The 22,473-nt window shown below is 64.3% G+C and carries 24 protein-coding genes and 1 pseudogene; 19 read left to right on the top strand and 6 right to left on the bottom strand.

Annotation, left to right across the window (positions count from 1 at the left end; all coding sequences use genetic code 11):
- From ACKODO_RS14005 to ACKODO_RS13935, 15 genes and pseudogenes are all read left to right on the top strand, one after another.
- Positions 1–156 (top strand): annotated as a pseudogene (locus ACKODO_RS14005) (IS481 family transposase); the annotation flags it as partial.
- Between the two features lie 437 nt (positions 157–593).
- Entirely contained in the window at positions 594–1,397 is an 804-nt protein-coding gene (gene phnC / locus ACKODO_RS14000; protein WP_408984053.1) for a phosphonate ABC transporter ATP-binding protein, read from the top strand.
- A gap of 32 nt (positions 1,398–1,429) precedes the next feature.
- On the top strand, positions 1,430–2,338 hold the full coding sequence (gene phnD, locus ACKODO_RS13995) for a phosphonate ABC transporter substrate-binding protein (RefSeq protein ID WP_408984052.1): 909 nt from the start codon (positions 1,430–1,432) through the stop codon (positions 2,336–2,338).
- Positions 2,339–2,421: 83 nt separating this feature from the next.
- On the top strand, positions 2,422–3,306 hold the full coding sequence (gene phnE / locus ACKODO_RS13990) for a phosphonate ABC transporter, permease protein PhnE (RefSeq protein ID WP_408984051.1): 885 nt from the start codon (positions 2,422–2,424) through the stop codon (positions 3,304–3,306).
- Positions 3,303–4,157 (top strand): phosphonate ABC transporter, permease protein PhnE, encoded by an 855-nt coding sequence (gene phnE / locus ACKODO_RS13985; protein WP_408984050.1) that lies wholly within the window; start codon positions 3,303–3,305, stop codon positions 4,155–4,157. Before phnE (ACKODO_RS13990) ends, phnE (ACKODO_RS13985) begins: the two co-directional genes overlap by 4 nt.
- Before the next feature lie 89 nt (positions 4,158–4,246).
- The gene (gene phnG / locus ACKODO_RS13980; protein ID WP_408984049.1) at positions 4,247–4,714 is read left to right on the top strand and encodes a phosphonate C-P lyase system protein PhnG; all 468 of its coding nucleotides are present in this window, start codon (positions 4,247–4,249) and stop codon (positions 4,712–4,714) included.
- A gap of 2 nt (positions 4,715–4,716) precedes the next feature.
- Positions 4,717–5,301, top strand: a complete 585-nt coding sequence (gene phnH / locus ACKODO_RS13975) for a phosphonate C-P lyase system protein PhnH (protein ID WP_408984048.1) — start codon at positions 4,717–4,719, stop codon at positions 5,299–5,301.
- Positions 5,301–6,401: a carbon-phosphorus lyase complex subunit PhnI gene (locus ACKODO_RS13970; RefSeq protein ID WP_408984047.1), complete on the top strand. Its 1,101-nt coding sequence runs from the start codon at positions 5,301–5,303 to the stop codon at positions 6,399–6,401. Before phnH ends, ACKODO_RS13970 begins: the two co-directional genes overlap by 1 nt.
- Entirely contained in the window at positions 6,398–7,291 is an 894-nt protein-coding gene (locus tag ACKODO_RS13965) for an alpha-D-ribose 1-methylphosphonate 5-phosphate C-P-lyase PhnJ (protein WP_408984046.1), read from the top strand. The genes ACKODO_RS13970 and ACKODO_RS13965 overlap by 4 nt, the downstream gene beginning before the upstream one ends.
- Positions 7,288–8,073: a phosphonate C-P lyase system protein PhnK gene (gene phnK, locus ACKODO_RS13960; RefSeq protein WP_408984045.1), complete on the top strand. Its 786-nt coding sequence runs from the start codon at positions 7,288–7,290 to the stop codon at positions 8,071–8,073. The genes ACKODO_RS13965 and phnK overlap by 4 nt, the downstream gene beginning before the upstream one ends.
- Positions 8,074–8,081: 8 nt before the next feature.
- Complete coding sequence (phnL, locus tag ACKODO_RS13955; protein ID WP_408984054.1) at positions 8,082–8,792, top strand: phosphonate C-P lyase system protein PhnL; 711 nt, start codon at positions 8,082–8,084, stop codon at positions 8,790–8,792.
- Positions 8,792–9,469, top strand: a complete 678-nt coding sequence (locus ACKODO_RS13950) for an acetyltransferase (protein WP_408984044.1) — start codon at positions 8,792–8,794, stop codon at positions 9,467–9,469. Before phnL ends, ACKODO_RS13950 begins: the two co-directional genes overlap by 1 nt.
- Positions 9,466–10,608, top strand: coding sequence for an alpha-D-ribose 1-methylphosphonate 5-triphosphate diphosphatase (locus tag ACKODO_RS13945; protein ID WP_408984043.1), 1,143 nt, complete (start codon positions 9,466–9,468; stop codon positions 10,606–10,608). The genes ACKODO_RS13950 and ACKODO_RS13945 overlap by 4 nt, the downstream gene beginning before the upstream one ends.
- Positions 10,605–11,174 carry a phosphonate metabolism protein/1,5-bisphosphokinase (PRPP-forming) PhnN gene (locus ACKODO_RS13940; RefSeq protein ID WP_408984042.1) on the top strand — a complete coding sequence of 190 codons (570 nt, stop codon included), beginning with the start codon at positions 10,605–10,607 and terminating at the stop codon, positions 11,172–11,174. Before ACKODO_RS13945 ends, ACKODO_RS13940 begins: the two co-directional genes overlap by 4 nt.
- The gene (locus ACKODO_RS13935; RefSeq protein ID WP_408984041.1) at positions 11,171–11,878 is read left to right on the top strand and encodes a DUF1045 domain-containing protein; all 708 of its coding nucleotides are present in this window, start codon (positions 11,171–11,173) and stop codon (positions 11,876–11,878) included. The genes ACKODO_RS13940 and ACKODO_RS13935 overlap by 4 nt, the downstream gene beginning before the upstream one ends.
- A 189-nt stretch (positions 11,879–12,067) precedes the next feature.
- Here the strand turns inward: ACKODO_RS13935 and ACKODO_RS13930 are convergent, their stop codons facing one another.
- On the bottom strand, positions 12,068–12,670 hold the full coding sequence (locus ACKODO_RS13930) for a CDP-alcohol phosphatidyltransferase family protein (protein ID WP_408984040.1): 603 nt from the start codon (positions 12,668–12,670) through the stop codon (positions 12,068–12,070).
- Between the two features lie 394 nt (positions 12,671–13,064).
- Here ACKODO_RS13930 and ACKODO_RS13925 point away from each other — a divergent pair, with 394 nt between their 5' ends.
- The 4 genes from ACKODO_RS13925 to ACKODO_RS13910 all read left to right on the top strand — a co-directional run bounded on the left by ACKODO_RS13925 (position 13,065) and on the right by ACKODO_RS13910 (position 17,413).
- Positions 13,065–13,577: an oxidoreductase gene (locus ACKODO_RS13925; RefSeq protein ID WP_408984039.1), complete on the top strand. Its 513-nt coding sequence runs from the start codon at positions 13,065–13,067 to the stop codon at positions 13,575–13,577.
- Between the two features lie 29 nt (positions 13,578–13,606).
- On the top strand, positions 13,607–15,586 hold the full coding sequence (locus tag ACKODO_RS13920) for a putative bifunctional diguanylate cyclase/phosphodiesterase (RefSeq protein ID WP_408984038.1): 1,980 nt from the start codon (positions 13,607–13,609) through the stop codon (positions 15,584–15,586).
- A gap of 373 nt (positions 15,587–15,959) precedes the next feature.
- The gene (locus ACKODO_RS13915) at positions 15,960–16,175 is read left to right on the top strand and encodes a hypothetical protein (RefSeq protein WP_408984037.1); all 216 of its coding nucleotides are present in this window, start codon (positions 15,960–15,962) and stop codon (positions 16,173–16,175) included.
- Between the two features lie 482 nt (positions 16,176–16,657).
- The gene (locus ACKODO_RS13910; protein WP_408984036.1) at positions 16,658–17,413 is read left to right on the top strand and encodes an exopolysaccharide biosynthesis polyprenyl glycosylphosphotransferase; all 756 of its coding nucleotides are present in this window, start codon (positions 16,658–16,660) and stop codon (positions 17,411–17,413) included.
- 334 nt (positions 17,414–17,747) lie between these two features.
- On the opposite strand, the gene ACKODO_RS13905 is transcribed toward ACKODO_RS13910, so the two are convergent.
- The 5 genes from ACKODO_RS13905 to ACKODO_RS13885 form a co-directional block, all read right to left on the bottom strand.
- A complete protein-coding gene (locus ACKODO_RS13905; RefSeq protein ID WP_408984035.1) occupies positions 17,748–18,938 on the bottom strand; it encodes an alpha/beta hydrolase in 1,191 nt (396 codons plus the stop codon).
- Positions 18,939–19,079: 141 nt separating this feature from the next.
- The gene (infA, locus tag ACKODO_RS13900) at positions 19,080–19,364 is read right to left on the bottom strand and encodes a translation initiation factor IF-1 (RefSeq protein WP_408984034.1); all 285 of its coding nucleotides are present in this window, start codon (positions 19,362–19,364) and stop codon (positions 19,080–19,082) included.
- Between the two features lie 95 nt (positions 19,365–19,459).
- Positions 19,460–20,740, bottom strand: a complete 1,281-nt coding sequence (gene chrA / locus ACKODO_RS13895) for a chromate efflux transporter (RefSeq protein ID WP_408984033.1) — start codon at positions 20,738–20,740, stop codon at positions 19,460–19,462.
- Positions 20,737–21,117: a methylglyoxal synthase gene (locus tag ACKODO_RS13890; protein ID WP_408984032.1), complete on the bottom strand. Its 381-nt coding sequence runs from the start codon at positions 21,115–21,117 to the stop codon at positions 20,737–20,739. The genes chrA and ACKODO_RS13890 overlap by 4 nt, the downstream gene beginning before the upstream one ends.
- A gap of 22 nt (positions 21,118–21,139) precedes the next feature.
- Positions 21,140–22,309, bottom strand: coding sequence for a M20 aminoacylase family protein (locus ACKODO_RS13885; RefSeq protein WP_408984031.1), 1,170 nt, complete (start codon positions 22,307–22,309; stop codon positions 21,140–21,142).
- Positions 22,310–22,473 lie beyond the last annotated feature (164 nt).

Raw genomic sequence — 22,473 nt, 5'->3', positions numbered from 1 at the left:
CACCTCGCCGACTTCATCGCCGAATACAACTTCGGGCGACGACTGAAGACCCTGAAGGGCCTCACGCCCTACGAGTTCATCTGCAAATGCTGGACTTCAGAACCGCAAAGGTTCAACTTCAATCCGATCCACCACATGCCGGGACTGAACACCTAGGCTCCGGCATTCCTCTTGTCATTGCCGTTCCCTGGCGCAACCTCGAAAGCTGGCGTGCCTTTGCCGGTGGTATCGGACAAGAAACGGTCCTGAAGGATGAAGTGGAAGCATTGGGGGGGGCTCCTGGAGACGCTTGGCTGTGGTTCCGGCGTGGCATCCACCACCAGCGCGGCTCCCCGGGGGCACCACCTGTAGTCGATCATCCCTGTTCCTCGTCGGGTCAGGCCGCTTCGTCCATCCGGGGCTTCAATCGCAAAGGGGTGGAATTGGTCAGCCCTTTCACCGAAATCGGATAAGGCTTGCTCGAAGGGCGGCCGCTCTGTTCGCGCGGTGCCCGTTCCCCGCTGATCGCAACAAGATCGTCGTGCAAACGTCATCGAAGTGTTGTGCAAGCCCGCTATCGACAGGGGGTAACGACATTTGGGCCGAGGCTTGCCATGCTGGAAATCCGGAACCTGACGCGACGCTTCGGAGACAAGCGTGCGGTGGATGATGTGTCCCTTCAAGTGGAAAAGGGCGCCTTCGTCGGGGTGATCGGCCGCTCCGGCGCCGGGAAATCCACCCTGCTCCGCATGATCAACCGCCTGCAGGAGCCATCCTCCGGCGAGATTTACTGGAATGGCCTGCCGGTGACCGCGCTTGCGGGCCGCGATCTGCGCCGCTGGCGCACCTCCTGCGCCATGATCTTCCAGCAATTCAACATCGTGGGACGCCTTGATGTCCTGACCAACGTCCTCATGGGCAGACTTCATGCCACCTCCATGGCGCGGTCCATGCTGAAGCTCTGGGCCGAGGATGATCGCGCGCTCGCTGTTTCAGCCTTGGAACAGTTCGATATCGCCAATCTCGCGAGCCAGCGGGCCGAAACACTCTCCGGTGGCCAGCAGCAGCGCGTGGCGATCGCCCGCGCGCTGGTGCAGGAGCCGGAAATTGTTCTGGCCGACGAGCCTATCGCCTCGCTCGATCCGCGCAACACCCGCATCGTCATGGATGCGCTGCTGCGGCTGAACAAGCATTTCGGCATCACCGTGATCTGCAACCTGCATGATCTCGATATCGCCAAGGATTATTGCGACCGCCTCGTGGGCATGGCGCAGGGCCGCATCGTCTTCGATGGCGCGCCCGAGGCCCTGACCGAGGCGACCGCGCGCGAACTCTACGGCCTCGAGGCCGAGGACGCGATGAACGTGCTTCCGCCTTCCGTGCCCGCTCGTCTCCCCGAGCTGGCAGCCGTCGCCTAACTTCATCTCCCTGCAAATACAAGGAAACGACCATGACGCTCCCCCGTCGTGCGGTGCTTGCTGCCGCCCTGCTCAGCCTTGCCGCTCCTGCCCTGGCGCAGGATTGGAAGGCGAAATACCCCGAACTGGTCTATGCCACCGTTCCCGCCGAGAACGCTTCTGGCGTGATCGAGCGCATGGGCCCTTTCATGGAATATCTCTCGCGCGAACTCGGCGTGAAGGTGACGCTGCGCATCGCGGCCGATTACGCGGCGGTGATCGAGGGCCAGCGCGCTGGCACCATCCATATCGGTGATTACGGCCCGTCGTCCTATGTCCGCGCCCACACTGTTTCCAATGGCGGTGTCGAGGCCTTTGCCTCGATGCGCGCGGTGGATGGCTCGACCGGCTATTTCTCGGTTGCCTATGCGAAGAAGGACGCCGCCGGTGCGAGACTTGAGGACTTCAAGGGCAAGAACCTCTGTCTCGTCGATCCCAACTCTACCTCGGGCAACAATGTGCCTCTCTTCTCGATGAACAAGATGAACATCGACCCAACGAAGTTCTTCGCTAAGGTGACGAATGCCGGCAGCCATGAGAATGCGATCATGGCTTTGCAGCAGGGTACCTGCGATGTCGCATTCAACTGGTGGAATTCGGAAGACGATTCCAACCTGACCCGCATGGCCAACAAGGGCATGGTGAAGCTCGACGATTTCAAGATCGTCTTCCGCTCCGACAAGATCCCAGGCTCGCCCTACGCCGTGCTCACCTCGATGCCGGCCGACCTGAAGAAGGCCATCGCGGACGCGTTCTTCAATGCCCCGACCAAGGGCAAGGCCGCCTTCGAGAAGCTCACGGACGGCAAGTCGCCCGGCTTCGCCCCGGCAAAGCACGCCGATTACAAGGTCACGGAAGACCTCCAGAAGTTCATCGACGCCCTGCGCAAGAAGGGCTCGTAATCGAGCTTGAATCGAATGATCTGGCCGGGGTTCGCCCCGGCCTTTTCGCGCGACCATGATCCCCGATCTCCGCGAGCAATTCCATGGCCACGGCTGTCACCCGTCTCCCCGACCACCAGATCGCGCCACATCTCGCCGCCTATGATCGCGAAAAGGCCGCGAAGCGCCGCGCGAGCCTTTTTGGCCTCGCCATCCTGCTGGCACTGATTCTCGTCGCGAGTCGTGTCGCGGAGGTGGAGCCCACGAAATTCGTGAGCAATATCCACCAGTTCACGAGCTATATCGGGCGAATCTTCCACCTCGATAATGGCCAGTTCGTTCTGACCGATCCTGCCGAATGGTTCTGGGGCTGGAAGAAGTGGCTTATCCATATCGGCGATACGTTGCTGATTGCCTATCTCGGCACGTTGCTGGGCGCGGTGGCGGCCTTCCTCGCCTGCTTCGCCGCCTCCTCGAACCTCTCGCCGAACAGCACGACACGCTTTGTCGCACGGCGCGTGCTGGAATTCTGCCGCACGGTTCCGGAACTCGTTTTCGCGCTCATTTTCGTGGTGGCCTTCGGGCTCGGCCCCATGCCGGGCGTGCTCGCGATCGCGATCCACACCTTCGGCGCGCTCGGCAAGCTCTTCGCGGAAGTGGTCGAGAATATCGACATGAAACCGGTGGATGGCGCCATCGCCACGGGGGCCAGCCGCTGGCAGGTGATCCGCTACGCGGCCGTGCCGCAGGTGCTCTCGAATTTCGCGAGCTACGGCCTGCTGCGCTTTGAAATCAACGTGCGCGGGGCATCCGTGATGGGCTTCGTTGGTGCAGGCGGCATCGGCCAGGAGCTGATCGAGGCCGTGCGCAAATTCTACTACTCGGATGTCTCGGCCATTCTTCTGCTCATCATCGCGACCGTGATGGTGATCGACCTTGTGACCGAACGCATCCGCCACCGCCTGATTGCCGGGGAGCAGCGCCGATGAACCCGAAAGCCTCGCTTCTCGACCGCGATTCAGCGCGGCGGAACCATCCGGGTCTAATCCGGCCTTCGCTGAAAACGCGGATCATCACGAGCCTTGTCGTGGCCGGAATGGTCGGCGTCGCGATCTTCGCTTTCGCCCGCCTGGAATTCTCCTTCGCCCGCATGGGCAGCGGCATGGCGCAGCTCGCGACCTTCCTCGGCCTCATGGTGCCACCTTCAGCCGGTGGCTCTGCGGCAACCTTCTTCAAGGCGCTCGGCGAGACCGTGGCGATTGCCTTCCTGGGCACCCTGCTCGCGGCGGCGATTGCCCTGCCCCTCGGCTTCATGGCCGCGAAGGGCATGATCGGCGGGTGGGCGATGCGTTTCCTCACGCGCCGCTTCTCCGACACCATTCGCGGGGTGGATACGCTGATCTGGGCGCTGATCTGGATCAATGTGGTAGGGCTCGGCCCCTTCGCGGGCGTGCTCGCCATCATGACCAGCGATATCGGCTCCTTCACGAAGCTATTCTCGGAAGCCATCGAGGCGACGGATCGCAAACCCGCCGAGGGTGTCACCTCCACCGGCGGCAACCGCCTGCATGTCATGCGGTTCGGCGTGCTGCCGCAGGTGATGCCGGTGCTGATCAGCCAGACGCTTTACTATTTCGAATCGAACACGCGCTCAGCCACCATCATCGGGATCGTCGGGGCGGGCGGCATCGGGCTGCATCTCGCGGAGATGATCCGCACCTTCGAATGGGATCGCGTGGCCTTCATCATCCTGATGATTCTCGCGACCGTCGCGGCAATCGATTTCCTCTCCTCGCGCCTGCGCACGCGCCTCATCGGACTGCGCCGCGCGGAAGCGTGACAGCTGTCATCGAAGCGTCATCGCACTATCATCGGCCCGTCATCGGCGGGGTGGAAGAGCAGGCATCCTCACTGACCGGATGGCTCGAAATGCCCGATACCCAGGCCGCAAGGCAGAACCCCGATTGCCGTGCCGCGACAATGGCCCTGCTGGCCCGCGCGACGCGCGAGGAACTCGCCCTGCCCTTGAGCGCCCATTGGCCGAACCTCGCCCATGCCACCATCCGCGCGCCTGAAATCGGCCTTGTGATGCTGCGGGGCCGGATGGGCGGCGATGGCGCGCCCTTCAATCTCGGCGAAGCGACCGTGACCCGCGCTGTGGTGGAGCTTGCGACCGGCGAGCGCGGCTATGGCCAGTTCCTCGGCCGTGACCCGGCCCGCGCCGAACAGGCCGCGATCCTGGAGGCCCTCGCCCGGCGCGAGGCGGATCGCCTCACAGTGGAGCGCGAAGTCCTCGCGCCCATCCGCCAGCGCCTTGCGCTGGAGGCGCAGAAGAAGCGCGCCGAAACCGCGGCCACGCGCGTCGATTTCTTCACGCTTGTGCGCGCGGAGGGCTGACAATGAGCCTCGCCGGTTTTGAAAATCCCGTTCTCGACCAGCAGGCGGCGTTCCGCTCGGTGATGCAGGCTTTGGCCGAGCCCGGCCGCATCGTGCCGGCCGGCGCGCTGGCGGGGGAGGCTTCGCCTTTTGGCCCGGTGGCGCGGGCGATTGCGCTGAGCCTGCTCGATTTCGAAGTGCGCTACCATCTCTCGCCGGGCCTCATCGCGGCGAACGAGGACATCACCTTCCATACCGGTTCGCGGCTCGCGGCCCGGCCGGATGAAGCCGAATTCGCCTTCGTGGATCTTGCACGCGATGCGCTCGATCTCGCAAGCTTCGCGCAAGGCACGCCGGAATATCCGGATCGCTCGACGACGGTGTTCGTCAAGGTGGAATGCCTCGTGGGTGGTCCCACGCTCACGATCGCCGGACCGGGCATTCCGGGCACGCGCGAACTCGCAATCCCCGGCCTTCCGGCGGATTTCATCGCGCAATGGGCCGCGAATGCCGCGCGTGCTCCGCTCGGAGTCGACCTCCTCTTCACGACCAACGAGGCCGTCCTCGGCCTGCCGCGCTCCACGCGCATCCTTGGGGAGGCGCGCTGATGTATGTCGCAGTGAAAGGTGGCGAACGCGCCATCGCCAATGCCCATCGGCTGCTCGAACACGAGCGGCGCGGCGATCGCAAAGTGCCGGAAATCGGCACGGAACAGATCGAGCAGCAGCTGGGCCTCACGGTGGACCGCGTGATGAGCGAGGGCTCGCTTTATGATCGCGGGCTCGCAGCACTCGCCATCAAGCAGGCGCGCGGTGACCTCATTGAGGCGATCTTCCTCATCCGCGCCTATCGCACGACCCTGCCGCGTTTCGGCTTTTCCGTGCCGCTTGATACGGCCGGGATGGCGATCCGTCGCCGCATTTCCTCGACCTACAAGGATCTGCCCGGCGGGCAGGTTCTCGGCCCGACCTTTGACTACACGCATCGCCTGCTGGATTTCGCACTTTTGGCCGAGGGCGACCCCGCCGCCCCAGTGACGGCGCCGGTCGACACGGAAGAGCGCTTCCCGCGCGTGACCGATCTCCTCGCGCAGGATGATCTCATCGAGCGCAACCCGCCCGGTGACCCCGAAAAGCCCGTGGGTGACCTCACGCGCGAGCCGCTGGCCTTCCCGGCGGAGCGCGATCTGCGCCTGCAGAATCTGGCGCGCGGTGACGAGGGCTTCCTGCTGGCGCTGGGTTACTCCACCCAGCGCGGCTATGGCCGCAACCATCCCTTCGTGGGCGAAATCCGCATGGGCGAGGTGGCGGTGGAATTCGAGATCCCCGAGCTGGGCCTCATCGTTTCGCTCGGCGAGGTCACGCTCACCGAGTGCCAGATGGTGAACCAGTTCAAGGGCTCGCTGACCGAGCCGGCGAAGTTCACGCGCGGCTATGGTCTCTCCTTCGGCCATTGCGAGCGACGCGCCATGTCGATGTCGCTGGTGGATCGGGCCCTTCGCGCGGGCGAACTCGGCGAGGAACGCACGAGCCCCGCGCAGGATGAGGAATTCGTGCTCTCGCATTCCGACAACATCCAGGCGACCGGCTTCGTCGAGCACCTGAAACTGCCGCATTACGTCGATTTCCAGGCCGAACTCGCGCTGCTCCGGCAGATGCGCCGCGAACTCGAGACCCGTTCAATCACCCACCCGGAGGCCGCGGAATGAGCCGGACGGCGGAAAACTATCGCGGATACAACTTCGCCTATCTCGACGAGCAGACGAAAAGGATGATCCGCCGCGCGATCCTCAAGGCGATCGCCATTCCCGGCTACCAGGTGCCCTTCGCGAGCCGTGAAATGCCCATGCCCTATGGCTGGGGCACCGGCGGCGTGCAAGTGACGGCAGCGATCCTCGGACCCACCGACGTGCTGAAGGTGATCGACCAGGGCGCGGATGACACGACCAACGCCGTCTCCATCCGCCAGTTCTTCGAGAAGACGGCGGGTGTGGAAACCACGACAGAAACCGAGAAGGCGACGGTCATCCAGACCCGCCACCGCATTCCCGAGGCGAAGCTTCAGGCCCATCAGGTTCTGGTCTACCAGGTGCCGATCCCCGAGCCGCTGCGCTTCCTCGAGCCGCGCGAGACCGAGACACGCACGCTGCATGCCCTCGCCGAATATGGCCTGATGCATGTGCGGCTCTACGAGGATATCGCCCAGCACGGGCATATCGCGAAGACCTATGCCTATCCGGTGCTGGTGGCCGATCGCTACGTGATGGACCCCTCGCCCATCCCGAAATTCGACAACCCCAAAATGCACCAGAGCGCCGCCTTGCAGCTCTTCGGCGCGGGGCGCGAGAAGCGGATCTACGCCATCCCGCCGCACACAAAGGTGGTGAGCCTCGATTTCGAGGATCACCCCTTCGAGGCAACGAAATTCGACCAGCCCTGCGCGCTCTGTGGCGCGACCGACAGCTATCTCGACGAGGTCATCACGGATGACAAGGGCGGGCGGATGTTCGTCTGCTCCGACACCCATCATTGCGAGACCCGCCGCTGCGAGGGCCATGTCGGCACTCTCGGCACGCCCGTGACGGAGGCTGCCGAATGACCAATCTTTCTGCTTCTCCGCTTCTCGTGGCCGAGGGACTTTCGAAATTCTACGGCCTGCGAATCGGCTGCCGGAATGTGAGCTTCGCGCTTCAGCCCGGCGAGGTGCTGGCGATCGTGGGCGAATCCGGTTCGGGAAAAACCACTCTGCTGAACCTCCTTTCGGGCCAGCTCCCGCCCGATTCCGGTGCGGTGCGCTACCGCATGCGCGATGGTGATACGAAAAACCTGCTCGATCTCACCGAGGCCGAAAGGCGATTTCTCGCCCGCACCGATTGGGGCTTCGTGCATCAGGATGCGCGCAATGGCCTCAGGATGAGCGTTTCCGCCGGCGGCAATATCGGCGAGCGTCTCATGGGCGTGGGCGATCGGCATTTCGGGCGCATCAGAGACACCGCGCGGGGCTGGCTGGAGCGCGTGGAAATCGATGCCACCCGCATCGACGACAAGCCGACGCAATTCTCCGGCGGCATGCGCCAGCGCCTGCAGATCGCACGCAATCTCGTCACGCATCCGCGCCTCGTCTTCATGGATGAGCCGACCGGCGGGCTCGATGTCTCGGTGCAGGCGCGCCTGCTCGATCTCATCCGCGGCCTCGTGGCCGATCTTGGCCTCGCGGTGGTGCTGGTCACGCATGATCTCTCGGTCGCGCGGCTCCTGTCGCATCGCATCCTCGTGATGAAGGACGGCCATGTGATCGAGGCGGGCCTGACGGATCGCGTGCTCGATGATCCGCAGGAGGCCTACACCCAGCTTCTCGTCTCGTCCGTGCTCGCCGCGTGAGGGCCATGATGAACCCTGTTCTGCAAGTCTCCGGCCTCGCGAAGGCGTTTCACCTGCATCTCCATGGCGGCAAGCACCTGCCAGTGGTGGAGGGCGTGGATTTCGTCGTGCTGCCGGGTGAATGCGTCGTGCTCGGCGGTCCGTCAGGTGCCGGCAAATCCTCGATCCTGAAAGCGATCTACGGGAATTACCTCGCGAATTCTGGGGCGATCATTCTTGATGACGGCGAGGCACCAGTCGATGTCGTCACGGCCTCGCCCGGTACGATCATCGCGCTCAGGCGCCACACCATGGGCTATGTCAGCCAGTTCCTGCGTGTCATTCCGCGCGTGCCGGCGCTGGAAATCGTAGCCGAAGCGGCGCGTGCCGCAGGGTTCCCGCCCGATGAGGCCCACGAGCGCGCGGGCCGTCTCCTCGCCCATCTCAACCTGCCGGAACGGCTCTGGAACCTGCCGCCGGCCACCTTCTCCGGCGGCGAGCAGCAGCGCGTGAATATCGCGCGTGGCTTCGCGGGCAACCATCGCTTCCTGATCCTCGACGAGCCTACGGCCTCGCTGGATGCCAAGAACCGCGAGGCGGTGATCGCGCTGATCGCCGAGCGGAAGGCGCAAGGCACGGCCTTTCTCGGCATCTTCCACGATGCCGAAGTGCGCGAGCGCGTGGCGGATCGCATCCTCGATGTCACGCGGTTCTCGCCGGCCCGGGAGTTCGCCGCATGATGAGCGAGAGACAAGGCAGCGCCGAGATCCAGCCCATCCGCAAGACCAAGCTCTCCGAGATGCCGCTCGTTCATCCGACCGCTGACGTGCGCAACACCACGCTCGGCCGCTACACCGAGATCTATGAGCGCTGCAGCATCGCGGATAGCGCGATCGGCGATTACTCCTATGTCGTGCGCGATGGCGAGATCTGGTGCGCAACCATCGGCAAGTTCGTGAACATCGCCTCCCATGCGCGCATCAACGCGCCGAACCACCCGACCTGGCGCGCGACGCTTCACCACTTCACCTACCGGGCCGAAAACTACTGGCCGGATGCCGAAGCCGAGACCGAATTCTTCGAGTGGCGGCGCGAGAATGCCGTGACCATCGGGCATGATATCTGGCTCGGCCACGGCGTCACGATCCTGCCGGGAGTGACAGTGGGCAATGGCGCAGTCATCGGCGCCGGCGCGGTCGTGAGCCGCGATGTCGAGCCCTACACGATCGTTGCGGGCGTACCCGCGAAGCCGATAAGGCGCCGCTTTTCTGAAGAGATCGCTGCCCGTCTCGAGGCCCTCGCCTGGTGGGATTGGAGCCATGCCCGCCTGCGCGCCGCACTCGAGGATTTCCGCACGCTGTCCATCGAGGCCTTCCTCGATCGTCACGAAAACCAGCCCCATGAGGTCACGCGATGAGCGAAACGCTCGTATTCTCCAATGCCGAGATCGTCACGGCCGAACACCAGTTCCGCGGCTTTGTGGTGGTGCAGGATGGGCGCATCGTCGAGATCGGCGAGGGGCGCGCGCCGGAAGCGGGCGTGGATTTCGGCGGCGATTTCCTGCTGCCCGGCCTCGTGGAACTTCATACGGATCATCTCGAAGTGCATTTCATGCCCCGCCCCAAGGTGGAATGGCCCGCGATTTCCGCCGTGCTCGCGCATGATGCCCAGGTGATCGGCGCAGGCATCACCACGGTGTTCGATGCCCTGCGCGTCGGCAACGATTACGACGACGAGAAGTTCGGTGCCCGCATGAAGAAGCTTGCCGAAGCGATCACCACCGCCAAGGGTGCGGGCCTGACACGCGCCGAGCATTTCGTGCATCTGCGATGCGAAATCTCCTGTGCCGACGTCGTGGAGGAAATGCAGCCCTTCCTCACCGATCCGCAACTGAAGCTCGTCTCGGTGATGGATCACACGCCGGGCCAGCGGCAATTCACCGATGTCTCCAAGTGGAAGTCCTACTATGCCGGCAAGCGGGGTGCATCAGAAGCCGAGATGAATGAGCGGATCATCAAGCGTCGCGCTATCCACGCGCAATTCGCGCAGGCCAATCGCCGCGCGATCGTCGATCTCTGCCAGAGCCATGGCGTCATCCTCGCAAGCCATGATGATGCCACCCTCGAACATGTCGAGGAAGCGATCGCCGATGGCATGCACATCGCCGAATTCCCCACCACGGTGGAGGCAGCAGCGGCCTCGCATCAAGCGGGGCTGAAGGTGCTGATGGGTGCCCCGAACGTGGTGCGCGGCGGTTCGCATTCCGGCAATGTCAGCGCCCGCGCTCTGGCCGAGAATGGCGTGCTCGACGTGCTCTCCTCGGATTACGTGCCGACGAGCCTGCTGATGGGTGCCTTCGCGCTCCATGATGTCGAGGCCATCGGTGGCCTGCCGGGCGCCATCCGCCTCGTGAGCAAGAACCCGGCGGATGCTGCTGGCCTCACCGATCGCGGCGAGATTGCGGTGGCCAAGCGGGCCGATCTCATCCGGGTTGATGCCGCGAGCGGCCAGCCCGTCCTGCGCGCGGCCTGGCGAGAGGGGCACCGCGTCTCGTGAGCGGGCCGGGCCTCTTCATTGCCGTGGTGGGCGCCAGCGGGGTGGGCAAGGATACGATCCTCGCCCGGCTGAAGGCGGTGCTGCCGCCGGAGAACTTCGTGTTTCCCGTCCGGGTGATCTCGCGGGTCCCCGATGCCAACGAGGCCAGCGAGTATCTCGCTGCGGCGGATTTCCCGGAGGCCCGGTGGCGCGGCGCCTTCCTCATCGACTGGGAGGCGCATGGGCTCTGTTACGGGATTCCTGCTATGATGCGGGCTGAACTCGAGGCCGGTCGGCATATCATCGCCAATCTCTCGCGCGCCGTGGTGCCTGTCCTCCGCGCCGCCTCACCCCGCGTGCTGGTGGTGCATGTCACGGCGCGCAGCGATATTCTGGAGCAGCGCTTGCGGGCTCGCGGCCGCGAATTCGATGCTGACCAGCAGGCCCGCCTCGCGCGCGGCGAGGCCCTCGACCAGAGCGTGGAGGCGGATATCCGCATCGAGAACAATGGCTCGATCGACATGGCCGTGAGCGCCCTGATGGAAACTCTGATGCCGCTCTGCGCGCGGGAGCGCCGCCCGGCATGATCCCCGAGCCCCGTTTCGCGATCTATCTCGCGCCGGAGCCGCATGAGCCGCTCTGGCAGTTCGGTTCGAGTTGGCTCGGCTATGACGCCGAAACACGGGCCGATGTGAAGCATCCGGTCTTGCCCGGCCTTGGTGTGGAAACAATCCGGGAGGCAACGGCCCATCCCCGGCTCTACGGGCTGCATGTCACGCTGAAGGCCCCGTTTCGCCTCATCGAAGGCCTTACGATCGTGGAACTGGAACAGGCGTTGGAGGGGCTCAGCCGCCGACATGTCGCTTTCGGGCCGTTTCCGCTGGCCCTTGAGACACGGAAGGCCGGCGAGGATCAGGTTTTTCTCTGTCTCGCCCCGACTGGAACCGAGCCGGCGCTCCATCGTCTCGAAGCCGATGCGGTCATCGCGCTGGATCGATTCCGCGCGCCGCTCTCACCCGCAGAAATCGCGCGGCGCAAGCCTGATCGCCTGAACCGCAAGGAGCGAGGCTATCTTGAAACCTATGGCTATCCGCATGTGCTTGAAGGCTTCCGGCCGCATCTCTCGCTGACCGGGCCCATCGCGCCGGATGCCCCCTTGCGGGCGATTCTGGCCGCGCGGCTCGCGGCCGAGCCCGACCTGATGTCCCTCACCTGCCAATCGCTGCTGCTGTTCGAACAGCCGGAGCCCGGCGCACGCTTTCACATTCGCCGACGCTTTCCGCTGGGTTGAGCCCCAGCCCTCGCGGGGATCACGGAACGGCCGGATGATCAGCCGGTCGAGCCTCTGCTCGAGAGGCCCGCGCCATTCTCATGGAGAGCCGTCTCGTCTCGCCCGCAACTTCGATGAAGGATCGCCCCTGCCATCCATGCGTCCTTGAAGGCCCACGTCAGTCCCGCGTGGGGGCATTCACCTGCCTCGTCAAAAGCGGCGATAGCCTTCCCGCCAGCGGGAGAGCGTGGTCAGCAGACAGGCGAAGGCGAAGCCATAGGCCAGCCAGGGGAAGGCTTGCGGCCAGAGGCCTGCCAGCAGGAAGAACGCGATGGTTTCCGCGCCTTCCGCAAGCCCGCCGAGATAGAAGATGCCCTTGCCGGTGAAATCCGTCGAAGCCAGCCCCTTGCGCTCGGCAATCACCGAGAAAGCGAGAAAGGATGATCCCGTCCCGATGAAAGCCGCGAGCAACACGGCGGCAGGCAGCGCGTTCCGTGCCGGGTCAGCTAGCGCGAAGCCCAGCACAACCAGCGCGTAGAAGGCGAAATCAAGCGCGATATCAAGAAAGGCACCCCGGCTGGTGGGGCCTTGCAGGCGCGCGAGCGTACCATCCAGCCCATCGGCAACCCGGTTCACGAGGATGGCAGCGAGTGCCCAGCCGAACTCGCCGATGGCCAGAAGCGGAACGGTGAGAAGTCCGATTCCGAAACCGGTCAGCGTCACCTGATCGGCGCTCAAGCCGCGGCGATCAAGCCAATGCGCTGCAGGCGCGAGCAGGCGCGTGGCGAGCGGGGCCAAACTTGCGTCGAACACCTTCGCTCCGTTCCGGGAAAATGGCCGCACCAGGTCACATATAAACCAATTTATGCCTGCTGGCGGGCTTTCCCAAGCCGGGATCGGGAGCGGTCATCTCCGCCGGCATGGAGATAGGACAGCAAGGCGGATAAAAAGCAAGTCAAGCATGTATTTTTAAGGTTCAGGGGCTGCCCCGCAACTGAAGGCTGGGGGGGGGCAACATCATGTGCTGGAACTTGGAAAAATGCAGATATGGCGGTGGAAGCGGATGGAGATCTCTATCGCGCGCTCATTTTCGGCATCTGTCTGCAAGCGGAACAATACTATCTTAAGTTGTGTTCGATATCCGGATTTTCCGTTGGCTGCCCGATCGGTGGGCTGCGCCGACCCAGACATGTCCGGGAGAATGACCATGACCACACGACGCGGGATCATCAGCGCCGGGTTTGCCGGCTTCCTCATTCTGGCGAATCTCTCGCTGGCCCCGGCGCAGGATGTTGCGGCGCGCAGCACAGCTGGGCCGGTGGTGCTCACCATTTCCGGCCCCGGTGGCGGCGCCAGCCATGATCTCACGATGGCGGACCTTGAAAAGCTGCCGAAGGCGGAGATCCGCACCACGACACCGTGGCACAACGGCGTGCAGCATTTCGAAGGCGTATCGCTGCAGGTGCTGATGGACAGCCTGAAGCTCTCCGGCGCGAACGCGCAGGTGACCGCGCTCAACCGCTATCGCACCACAATTCCGATGAAGGATTTCAGCGCGTTCAAGCCCATCCTCGCCTATCGCCGCAATGGAGCGCCGATGGAGGTGCGCGAGAAGGGGCCGCTCTTCATCATCTACCCCTATGATTCGAATACCGCGCTGAAGCACGACACCTATTTCAGCCGCTCGGCCTGGCAGGTCCGCTCCATCACCGTGGAGTGAGCGGAACGCCTGCACGCAGAACGATCATCATGGCAGGTTCCTTTCGCGATGCCGCGGCCTGGCTCCTGAAGCAGCTGCGCCTGCCCCTGATGATCGTCGCGCTGCTTCTGGGCCTCGCCATGGCCGCGATGCCGGTCGTCATCCGCGCGCTGGATGATGTGGTGGACAAGAGCCTCAATCACGACATCGCCTGGACCGGGCAGAACGGACGCAGAGAGCTTTATGATCTCGCCCGTGCGGTCATCGCCGCCGAACAGGATTTCAACGCGGAAGCGCGGATGCGGATCGAACTCGCGCTCGACATCATGTACTCCCGCCTCGGCACGTGGAAGGCCGGCGTCTTCGGCCATTTCGTGAACTCGTCGCCGCAGCGCAAGGCGCTGCTCGACCGCATCACCGCGCAGTTCGGCGAGATCGAGCGGGTCATCCGCAATCCGGATTTCGAGCGCCATCTGCCGGAACTGCGCCGCAAGATCCTTGTGCTGGAAACCGCGATCGACGAACTCGCAGGCCAGGCTTATGATTTCTACCAGCACAACAAGGCGGGTTATTCGGCCGAACTGAGATTCCTGCAGCGCGTGCACAACATCATCACCCTGTCGCTGATCGCGATCTCGGTGCTGCTGATTCTCGTTCTCTCCTGGAACAATCGCAGCCTGGAGAAATCCTACGGGGTGCAGCGCCTGATCGCCCAGGAAAATGCCTATCTCGCAACCTTCGACATGCTCACGGGACTGTCGAACCGCAAGTCCTTCATGGGCGCGCTCGAAAAGGCCATCCTTGATCTTCCGCCGGGTCACACGATTGTCGTGGTGGCGATCGATCTCGATGGCTTCAAGCCCATCAATGACGTGCTCGGGCACAAGGCGGGCGATGCGCTGCTGGCGGAAATCGGCGCGCGCCTCACCCGCTTCAGCGCTGCCCAGCGCCGGGCCAAGAGCGCCCGTTTCGGGGGCGATGAATTCATGGTGATGCTGGTGCTGGAAGCCGAGTTCCCGGCCATCGAGGCGCTTGTGCAGGGCCTGCATGAAAGCCTGCGCGAGCCCTTGCGCATCGACGACCATTTCCTCACCGTCGATGCGACAATGGGGCTCTCGCTCCTGCGGGATCAATCTCTGGCGGCGGAGGAGATCGTCCATCGCGCCGATCTGGCTCTTACGACCGGCAAGATGGAGGGGAAGGCACGTCGGACCCTGTTCGACGAGGCCATGCTTTCCCGCACGCTCAATCGCGGCCGACTGGAGATCGAGCTCAACGAGGCGAATCTCGAGGACGAGATCGAGCCAGTCTACCAGCCGATCGTGGACCTCCCCACGCGCCGAATCATCGGCGTCGAGGCCCTCGTGCGCTGGCGGCACCCGATCCGTGGGGTGGTCATGCCTTCCGATTTCATTCCGGCGGCGGAAGCAAGCGGCAAGATTACCGAGATCGGTCGTATCATGCTCGAACACGCCTGCCGGGATGCGACGCGGTTTCCGCAGCCCATCGCTGTTTCCGTCAATCTCTCGCCGGCGCAACTCATGCGCATGGACGTGGCCGAGAGCGTTGGCCGCGCGCTGGCGCGCTCGGGGCTCGCGCCGGATCGCCTGAAGCTCGAGATCACCGAGAGCGTGATGCTGCAGGATTCCAGGGGCACGCAAGCGCTGATGCGACGCCTGCAGGCGCAGGGCGTGACCGTCTCGCTCGATGATTTCGGGACCGGCTATTCCTCGCTCTCCTATCTCCGCAACTTTCCCTTCAATGAATTGAAGATCGACCGCGCCTTCCTCTCGGAGATCGGGGAGGACCGGCAGGCGGCGGGCATCGTCCAGATCATCCTCCTGCTTGCCCGGGAACTGAACATGAATGTCGTCGCCGAGGGAATCGAGCAGGAAGAACAGGCCGCAACGCTGATGGCGCTCGGCTGCGCCTGCGGGCAGGGCTATCTCTTCGGGCGGCCCATGGGCTTCGACGAGATCTGCCAGTGCCTCCGCCAGCAAAGACCGCCGCCGATGGGCGCCGTCGCCTGACCCTCGCGCGGAGGCCTCTGCCCGCGCGGCGTTCGCACGGAAGGGCCCGAAAGGCCGGTTCCCCTTCATTTTCAGGCTTTCCCGGCCAACGGACCGGCCAGTCAAACGGCCGCTCATCCGATGCATGTCTCAATTCCCGAAGGAAGTGGCGGGGTGCCTCGCGGCACTGTTCCAGCATTCCAGGCGGTCGCTTCCGGATGCGTTCGGGGTGACCATCTTTCCCGGCGACGCCCCCAACCTTTCCGCCTGTTCAGACAATTGCGCTCGCGAAATGAGCGGAAATTTAAGGGTTCGCTCGTCAAATATAGTCGTCGTCGAATGTCCGAAGGATGGTGTTGACGGCTTCTGCCGTCGCACCGTCGGAGAGAGCGGCATGATCATCGGATTGGCATTGATCGCGAATGTCTCCGCAGCCTTGAGCGGCCTCCTCGCCTACATCCTGGGTGCCGACAACATCCTGCTCATCATGCTGCTGGCCGGTTATGGCGCCCCAATTCTGATCGTCGCCGGCATGGTGCTGAAGACCCTGATGGGCCTTGCTTCGCCCCGGATCGCGCCAACGGCGGATGATGCGGCTGCCCGCCCGTGAGGCGACCCGGCGTGCCTTTCGCCTGAATATTGGTTCCTTGGGAACTCTTGCCGGCCTTTCCCTTTCGACCGCCCCTGGCTTGCGGGCTGCGTGCCTCGCCAGCTGGCATTGATCTTGCCGCGTCCGCCTCGTGCAGGAAGTACTGCATCCACGGGCGGTGCCATTCGCTCTTCCCGCGAGATCAGCGTGAGAAAGAGGCCATAACATTGAAAATACGAGCTTTTTTCACCCATCTGAAGCAGGGTTCAATCTTGCGGGCGCGCGTTCCCCTTGTTCTCGGAGCCGCGCTCCCTGGATTGGCGCTGGCCCTTCTGTCCCGGCCTGACACGTGGGGCTGGCAGGAAGTGGGTCAGCCGGTTCCCTGGCCCCTTCTTATGGCCTTTGCCGGCATTGCCCTGCTCTTTCCCCTGGTCCAGCCGCACCCCTCCTCCGCCATGGCTGCATGGGAGGAACCGAGGCCGGAAGCACGATCTCCTGTGGTGATGGCGACTTCCGCCAAGAAGCCCGCGACGCATGATCGGGGCTTGCGCTCCCGGGATAGCGGCAAGCCACCCTCGCTGCATTCCGCGCGGAAGCGGATCACCATTCCGGCCGCCGTGAATGATCCTGTTCCGCAGGATGCCGCCAGGCGCGCGGCGATCCCGATGGCTGGAAGCGGCGCCAAGCGCCTGCTCGACATCTTGCTGTCTTGCTCGGCAATCGTCTTCCTCGCACCGGTCTTCCTGCTGCTGGCCTTGTTGATCCGCCTCGAGAGTTCCGGCCCCGTGATCTTCCGGCAGCATCGGCGCGGGTTGAACGGAAGGCCGTTCATGATCCTCAAGTTCCGTTCGATGCGCGTGATGGAGAATGGCTCTGATGTTCGACAGGCCCAGCGCCATGATGATCGCGTGACGCGCGTCGGATTCGTCATGCGCGCCACCAGCCTCGACGAACTGCCGCAGCTCTTCAACGTGCTGAAGGGCGAGATGTCCCTGGTGGGGCCGCGCCCGCACGCCATGGCCCATGATGACCATTATGGGCGGCTCATCGAAGGCTACAGCCTGCGCCGGTCGGTCAAACCGGGCCTCACAGGCTGGGCTCAGGTCAATGGCTTCCGGGGCGAAACCCCGGAACTCGACCTCATGGTCTCGCGCGTCCAGCACGATCTCTGGTATGTCAGAAACCGGTCGTTCTGGCTCGACCTGCGCGTTCTGTTCCGCACGGTCGGAGAGTTGTTCCGCAATCGAAACGTCTACTGAGCCGCAAACGGGGTCCTGATCGGAGGGCAGAATCATCGCCTCGGCAATCAGGCCTCCGGCACCCGGGCAAGGGTTGGCTGCTTTTCGGTTCAGCCGGTTGCGGCGTCGCGCGAGGCTGAGTTCCATCGAAATCGATACAATCGGCGGCCGGTGGCGATCGGGGTTCTGGAGAAGTCGATGCCGTGCGCGGCATGGCCGAAAGCGTGCGCGGGAATTTTGCGGCCAGTTCCTCAAGCGCAGGGTCTCCACACCGCTATCGGGCATGGCCATGGCGATGACGGCGTTGCTCGTTCCGAACTCAACGCTGATCGATGTGGCAGTGCTGGATCGCCCTTTACTCGGAAAGCGCGCTGCCCGGGGGCGCTGCCTGTTCTCCAATGCGCAAGGGTGCCGTGAGCACGGCTTCCGCCGCGCGTGTCGTGCCTTGCACGATGGCCGTCAGCGGATTGGCTCCGCCTTGTGCCGTCCCGATATCCTGTCCGCTGGCAAGCCGCTTCCCGATGAGCTGAACGATGGCGGGGCTTGCGGCAAACTTGCCGTGATTGAGCGAATCCCCGCTCGACACATCCGAGAGGTCGATGACGTTCACGCCGGATTTCTCGATCATGGTCTTGTAGGGTTCCTTGGCGGGGTTGATGGCGCCCAGCCTGTCGCGGCTGCCCCACAGCCAGCGTGCGGCCGAAAGCGCCCTGTCGTCGGTGGAGACGAACAAGGTCATCCGCGGTTTCTTCCGTGATTGCCGGATGACGCTCCCCTGCGCCAGCGCGACATCGATATCGATATCCGGCGCGGCCAGCATGACATTCGTGACCTTGCCGGGCAGGGTGCCACGGCGGATGACGATCTGCCTCAGGGTTTCAAGGGTCAGCCATCCACCCATGGAATGCGCCAGGATCGAAACCTGCTGCACGCCCGGCTCGGCCGAGAGCTTCTCGATCAGCGTCTCGAGCCCATCGCGACCGAGGGCAGCGCTTTCCCGATCATAGGGATAGGCGCCAAGGCTCGCCCAGGAAGCCCAGCTGAACAGCACGGGCGTCACATCCGCGCCGCTGTCATGGACGATCTGCGCGAGGCGAAAGGTCGCCTCGTCGAAGCGCGTGTTGTAGCCGTGGACGAAAACCAGCACGTGCCGGCCATTTTTCGATGAAACATGTCGAGCCATGCTCGCCTTGAAGGCATCACGATCAAGAGTTTCGAAGGCGCGCGCCCCGAAATGCGAGCCGGCGTCGCCGGTCGAACCGTTCGGCCACTGAATCTCCCCCGACGGGCGATCCTTCGGAATGGAAATCACCAAGCGGGCGAAGCGCGGCATCGGCGTCCGCTCGCCCGAGAATCGCAGGCGCTCATCCTCGGAGGGGCGGCGCATGCTCACCGCGAAGAGCTCCACCGGGATCGTCTGTGCGGAGCCTTGTTTCGGCTCGATGATCGCGAGGGCCGGCTCCGGGCGTGAGGAGCAGGCGGCCAGCGCCAGCAGAACAGACAGCGCGAGGAAGAGGCGTTGCGGGCTGCGCGAAATACGCATCATGCTCGGGGGTGCCATGCGGGGTTCGAACACCAAGGGATCCTCGTTGGGAAGTCCCGGATTTGTTGCCTGCCATGCAGCGCAAGGCAAGCAGGATTTCCCGCCCATGGCAGACGAGAAGGCTTCAGCCCTTGCGGAAAGGCCTCAGCGGCGCTTGGGCGGGGGACCCTTGCCACGCGGTGGTCCACCGGGTGTGAAGCCCGAATTTGCATCCTTGTGGCGGAAGACAAGGCGTCCACGCTCGAGATCGTAGGGCGACATCTCCACCGTCACGCGGTCCCCGGCGAGGGTCTTGATCCGGTTCTTCTTCATCTTGCCGGCCGTGTAGGCGATGATTTCGTGCCCGCTATCGAGCTTCACCCGGAAACGGGCATCCGGCAAAAGCTCGAGCACGAGCCCTTCGAACTGGATCACTTCTTCCTTCGCCATTCAGCGCGCCTTTTCATCCTGCAGAAGGGCTCGCCATAGTCCCAAACGCGATTTCGCGCAACCGAGAGTGAGGCTCCCACGCGAGAAATACGCCGCTAAGCCGCGAAAAACAGCGCCAATCCCGCAATCGTGACCATGCCGAGCATGCGCAGCATCGACCAATGGAGGAGAAAACTCAGTGCGAGGGCCAGGGCCGCGAGTAGCATCGCCTTGAGGTCCGGCGAACCGGCAGGGGCCAGAAGCTGGATCGGCCCGAGAACAAATGTCTTCGCTTGCGGAAACAGCACGAGGATCGCGAATTTCGCACCCACCGTCGCGATGATCCCCACCACCGCCGCGCTGATGCCCGCGAGCGCCGAGCGCAGGGCGCGGTTCGCATTCACGCGATCGAGCGAGGGCGCTCCGACGAAGATCCACAGGAAGGATGGCGCGAAGGTCGTCCACAGGGCCATCAGGCCCGCGAGCCAGGCGATGACCGTGCTCCCCTCCTTCTGCCAGCCGGCAAGGAAGGCCACGAAGGGGTTGACGAGGATGGTCGGGCCGGGGGTGGTTTCAGCGAAACCCAGGGCATCGAGCATCTGGCCGGCGCTCACCCAGCCGCGCAACACGGCCTCTTCGGAGAGATAGGCCAGCAGCGCATAGGCCCCGCCAAAGGTGATGACCGCGAGCTTCGAGAAGAACAGGCCCACCTCGACCAGCAGATGCCCCGGCCCCATCACAAGCGCCGCCAACAGAACCGGCATCCACCACAGCGCGAGACAGAGGAACGCCGCACGCCAGGGCAGGCGGATCGGCGCGGTCGCGGCGGCTGTCGTGGGCGGAGGCGGCACGCCGATCCAGAGGCCTGCGAGCGCCGCGCCGAGGATCACGATCGGGAAAGGCACCGCGAAGGCCATCATCGCGAGGAAGGCCACGAGCGCCACGCCGCGAAAGGCCGGGCCGCCGAGCGCACGCTTGCCGATCTTCAGCACGGCCTCCACGAGGATAGCGATCACCGCCACCTTCACGCCGAGAAGCGCCGCTTGCACCGATGGCACGTTCGCGCCGAGGGCATAGAGCTGCGCCAGCACGAGGATGAGTGCCGCGCCGGGCAGCACGAAGAGCAGGCCGGCAATCGTGCCACCGGCGAGCCCATGCAGGCGCCAGCCGATATAGGTCGCGAGCTGCTGCGCCTCGGGGCCCGGCAAAAGGGTGCAGAAATTGAGGCCCGCGACGAAATCGCGCTCGGCGATCCATTTCCGCTCATCGACCAGCATGCGATGCATCAGCGCGATCTGCCCGGCAGAACCCCCGAACGAGATGCAGCCGATCTGGAAGAACACGCGAAAGAGTTCACCGAGCGAGGGCCGGGCTTTGGCGTTCTGCGCCTCGCTCATGGGGCGATTAGCCCGCCCTTGAGCATGAGGTCGGCCGTGGAGCGGCTCATCGCGATCGGCACATCATAGACCACGGCGAGGCGGGTCAGGGCTTTCACATCCACGTCATGCGGCATGGGCGAGAGCGGATCGATGAAGAAGATGATGCCGGCGATCCTCTTCTCGACGATCAGCGCGCCGATCTGCTGGTCGCCGCCCAGCGGGCCGGAGGCCACGCGCGTGATATCGAGCGACGGGCAGCGCGCGGCAATCACGCCGCCGGTCGTGCCGGTGCAGACGAGCCGGTGCGGCCGGAGGGCTGCCTCGTGTTCGGCGGCCCAATCGGCCAGCACCGGCTTCATCTTGTCATGGGCGATCAGGGCGAGCGTCAGCGGCATGAGGCGGCCCCCCGCCGCAAGATCAGCGCGCCAGCCCCGCCCTCTCGGCGATCAGCGCCCAGTACTGGATGCCAACCGGAATGATCTCATCGTTGAAATCATAGGCCGGATGGTGAAGGCCCGCACTATCACCATTGCCGATGAAGATGAAGGCCCCGGGCCGCGCTTCCAGCATGTAGGAAAAATCTTCTCCGCCCATGGTGGGCGCGATGTCATCATCCACGCCGTTCGGCCCGGCAATGGCGCGGGCGAGATCGGCGGCCACCTTGGTCTGCGCGGCGTGGTTCACGGTCGCCGGGTAGCGGCGCTGGTAATCGAGACGCACTTCGGCCTCGAACATCTTCGCGGCGCCGTCACAGATCTGCCTGAAGCGCCGCTCCACCATTTCGCGCACGCCGGCATCCAGCGTGCGCACGGTGCCGCGAAGATAGGCCCGCTGCGGAATGACGTTCATCGCCTCGCCCGCCTGGAAGATCGTGGTCGAGACCACGACCTGCTTCATCGGGTCGGTATTGCGCGAGGAGATGGATTGCAGCGCCGTGACGAGCTGCGCGCCGATCACCACCGGATCGATGCCCTCATGCGGCTTCGCGGCATGGGCGCCGCGGCCCTCCACGGTGATCTCGAAATAGGCCGTCGCCGCCATCAGCGGCCCGGCGCGCGTCGCGAACTGGCCCGGCGGCAGTCCGGGCATGTTGTGCATCCCGTAGACTTCCCGGATGTTCCAGCGATCCATCATGCCGTCATCCACCATGGCCTTGCCGCCTGCCCCGCCTTCCTCGGCCGGCTGGAAGATCACCGCCACCGAACCTTCGAACTCGCGGGTGGAGGCGAGATGCTTCGCGGCACCCAGCAGCATGGCCGTGTGCCCGTCATGCCCGCAGGCATGCATCTTTCCCGGCGTCTTCGAGGCGTGAGGAAGGTTGGTTTCCTCGGAGATCGGCAGCGCATCCCTATCGGCGCGCAGCCCGATCACCCGGCCCTTGGTATCCGTCTTGCCCTTGATCACCGCGACAACCCCGGTGCGGCCAATGCCTTCGACCACCTCGTCGCAGCCAATGGCACGGCAAAACTCGGCCACCTTGGCGGCGGTGCGGTGCACATCGAACAACAGCTCGGGATTTTCGTGGAAATCGTGACGGATCGCGGTCAGCTCGGGCAGCATCTCGGCAAAGCGGTTCTTGGGCGGCATGGGAGGACTCCATTGGCCGACAGCTTCCGCCAATCGCCCGCGCGCCGCAAGCCCCCGGTTCCGGACGATCTGACCAAAGCCTCAGGCGAAACGCCGCCGTGCCTCAAGCGCAAGCCCCGCCCCGACCGAGCCAAGCATATCGCCCGTCGCCACCGGCACGCCGG

It is taken from the genome of Rhabdaerophilum sp., from assembly GCF_046092605.1.
Lineage (GTDB): Bacteria > Pseudomonadota > Alphaproteobacteria > Rhizobiales > Beijerinckiaceae > Rhabdaerophilum.
This window is presented reverse-complemented; position numbering and strand designations above follow the sequence as displayed.

What these genes read in the sequence shown, in the direction of transcription:
- ACKODO_RS13925 (WP_408984039.1), top strand. Translation starts at nt 13,065, where the DNA reads ATGACCACACGACGCGGGATCATCAGCGCCGGGTTTGCCGGCTTCCTC.
- ACKODO_RS13935 (WP_408984041.1), top strand. Translation starts at nt 11,171, where the DNA reads ATGATCCCCGAGCCCCGTTTCGCGATCTATCTCGCGCCGGAGCCGCAT.
- ACKODO_RS13915 (WP_408984037.1), top strand. Translation starts at nt 15,960, where the DNA reads ATGATCATCGGATTGGCATTGATCGCGAATGTCTCCGCAGCCTTGAGC.
- ACKODO_RS13905 (WP_408984035.1), bottom strand. Translation starts at nt 18,938, where the DNA reads ATGATGCGTATTTCGCGCAGCCCGCAACGCCTCTTCCTCGCGCTGTCT.
- ACKODO_RS13945 (WP_408984043.1), top strand. Translation starts at nt 9,466, where the DNA reads ATGAGCGAAACGCTCGTATTCTCCAATGCCGAGATCGTCACGGCCGAA.
- phnH (WP_408984048.1), top strand. Translation starts at nt 4,717, where the DNA reads ATGAGCCTCGCCGGTTTTGAAAATCCCGTTCTCGACCAGCAGGCGGCG.
- phnC (WP_408984053.1), top strand. Translation starts at nt 594, where the DNA reads ATGCTGGAAATCCGGAACCTGACGCGACGCTTCGGAGACAAGCGTGCG.
- phnD (WP_408984052.1), top strand. Translation starts at nt 1,430, where the DNA reads ATGACGCTCCCCCGTCGTGCGGTGCTTGCTGCCGCCCTGCTCAGCCTT.
- phnK (WP_408984045.1), top strand. Translation starts at nt 7,288, where the DNA reads ATGACCAATCTTTCTGCTTCTCCGCTTCTCGTGGCCGAGGGACTTTCG.
- infA (WP_408984034.1), bottom strand. Translation starts at nt 19,364, where the DNA reads ATGGCGAAGGAAGAAGTGATCCAGTTCGAAGGGCTCGTGCTCGAGCTT.
- phnE (WP_408984050.1), top strand. Translation starts at nt 3,303, where the DNA reads ATGAACCCGAAAGCCTCGCTTCTCGACCGCGATTCAGCGCGGCGGAAC.
- ACKODO_RS13885 (WP_408984031.1), bottom strand. Translation starts at nt 22,309, where the DNA reads ATGCCGCCCAAGAACCGCTTTGCCGAGATGCTGCCCGAGCTGACCGCG.
- chrA (WP_408984033.1), bottom strand. Translation starts at nt 20,740, where the DNA reads ATGAGCGAGGCGCAGAACGCCAAAGCCCGGCCCTCGCTCGGTGAACTC.
- phnE (WP_408984051.1), top strand. Translation starts at nt 2,422, where the DNA reads ATGGCCACGGCTGTCACCCGTCTCCCCGACCACCAGATCGCGCCACAT.
- phnL (WP_408984054.1), top strand. Translation starts at nt 8,082, where the DNA reads ATGAACCCTGTTCTGCAAGTCTCCGGCCTCGCGAAGGCGTTTCACCTG.
- ACKODO_RS13965 (WP_408984046.1), top strand. Translation starts at nt 6,398, where the DNA reads ATGAGCCGGACGGCGGAAAACTATCGCGGATACAACTTCGCCTATCTC.
- ACKODO_RS13920 (WP_408984038.1), top strand. Translation starts at nt 13,607, where the DNA reads ATGGCAGGTTCCTTTCGCGATGCCGCGGCCTGGCTCCTGAAGCAGCTG.
- ACKODO_RS13890 (WP_408984032.1), bottom strand. Translation starts at nt 21,117, where the DNA reads ATGCCGCTGACGCTCGCCCTGATCGCCCATGACAAGATGAAGCCGGTG.
- ACKODO_RS13910 (WP_408984036.1), top strand. Translation starts at nt 16,658, where the DNA reads ATGGCGACTTCCGCCAAGAAGCCCGCGACGCATGATCGGGGCTTGCGC.
- ACKODO_RS13970 (WP_408984047.1), top strand. Translation starts at nt 5,301, where the DNA reads ATGTATGTCGCAGTGAAAGGTGGCGAACGCGCCATCGCCAATGCCCAT.
- ACKODO_RS13950 (WP_408984044.1), top strand. Translation starts at nt 8,792, where the DNA reads ATGAGCGAGAGACAAGGCAGCGCCGAGATCCAGCCCATCCGCAAGACC.
- phnG (WP_408984049.1), top strand. Translation starts at nt 4,247, where the DNA reads ATGCCCGATACCCAGGCCGCAAGGCAGAACCCCGATTGCCGTGCCGCG.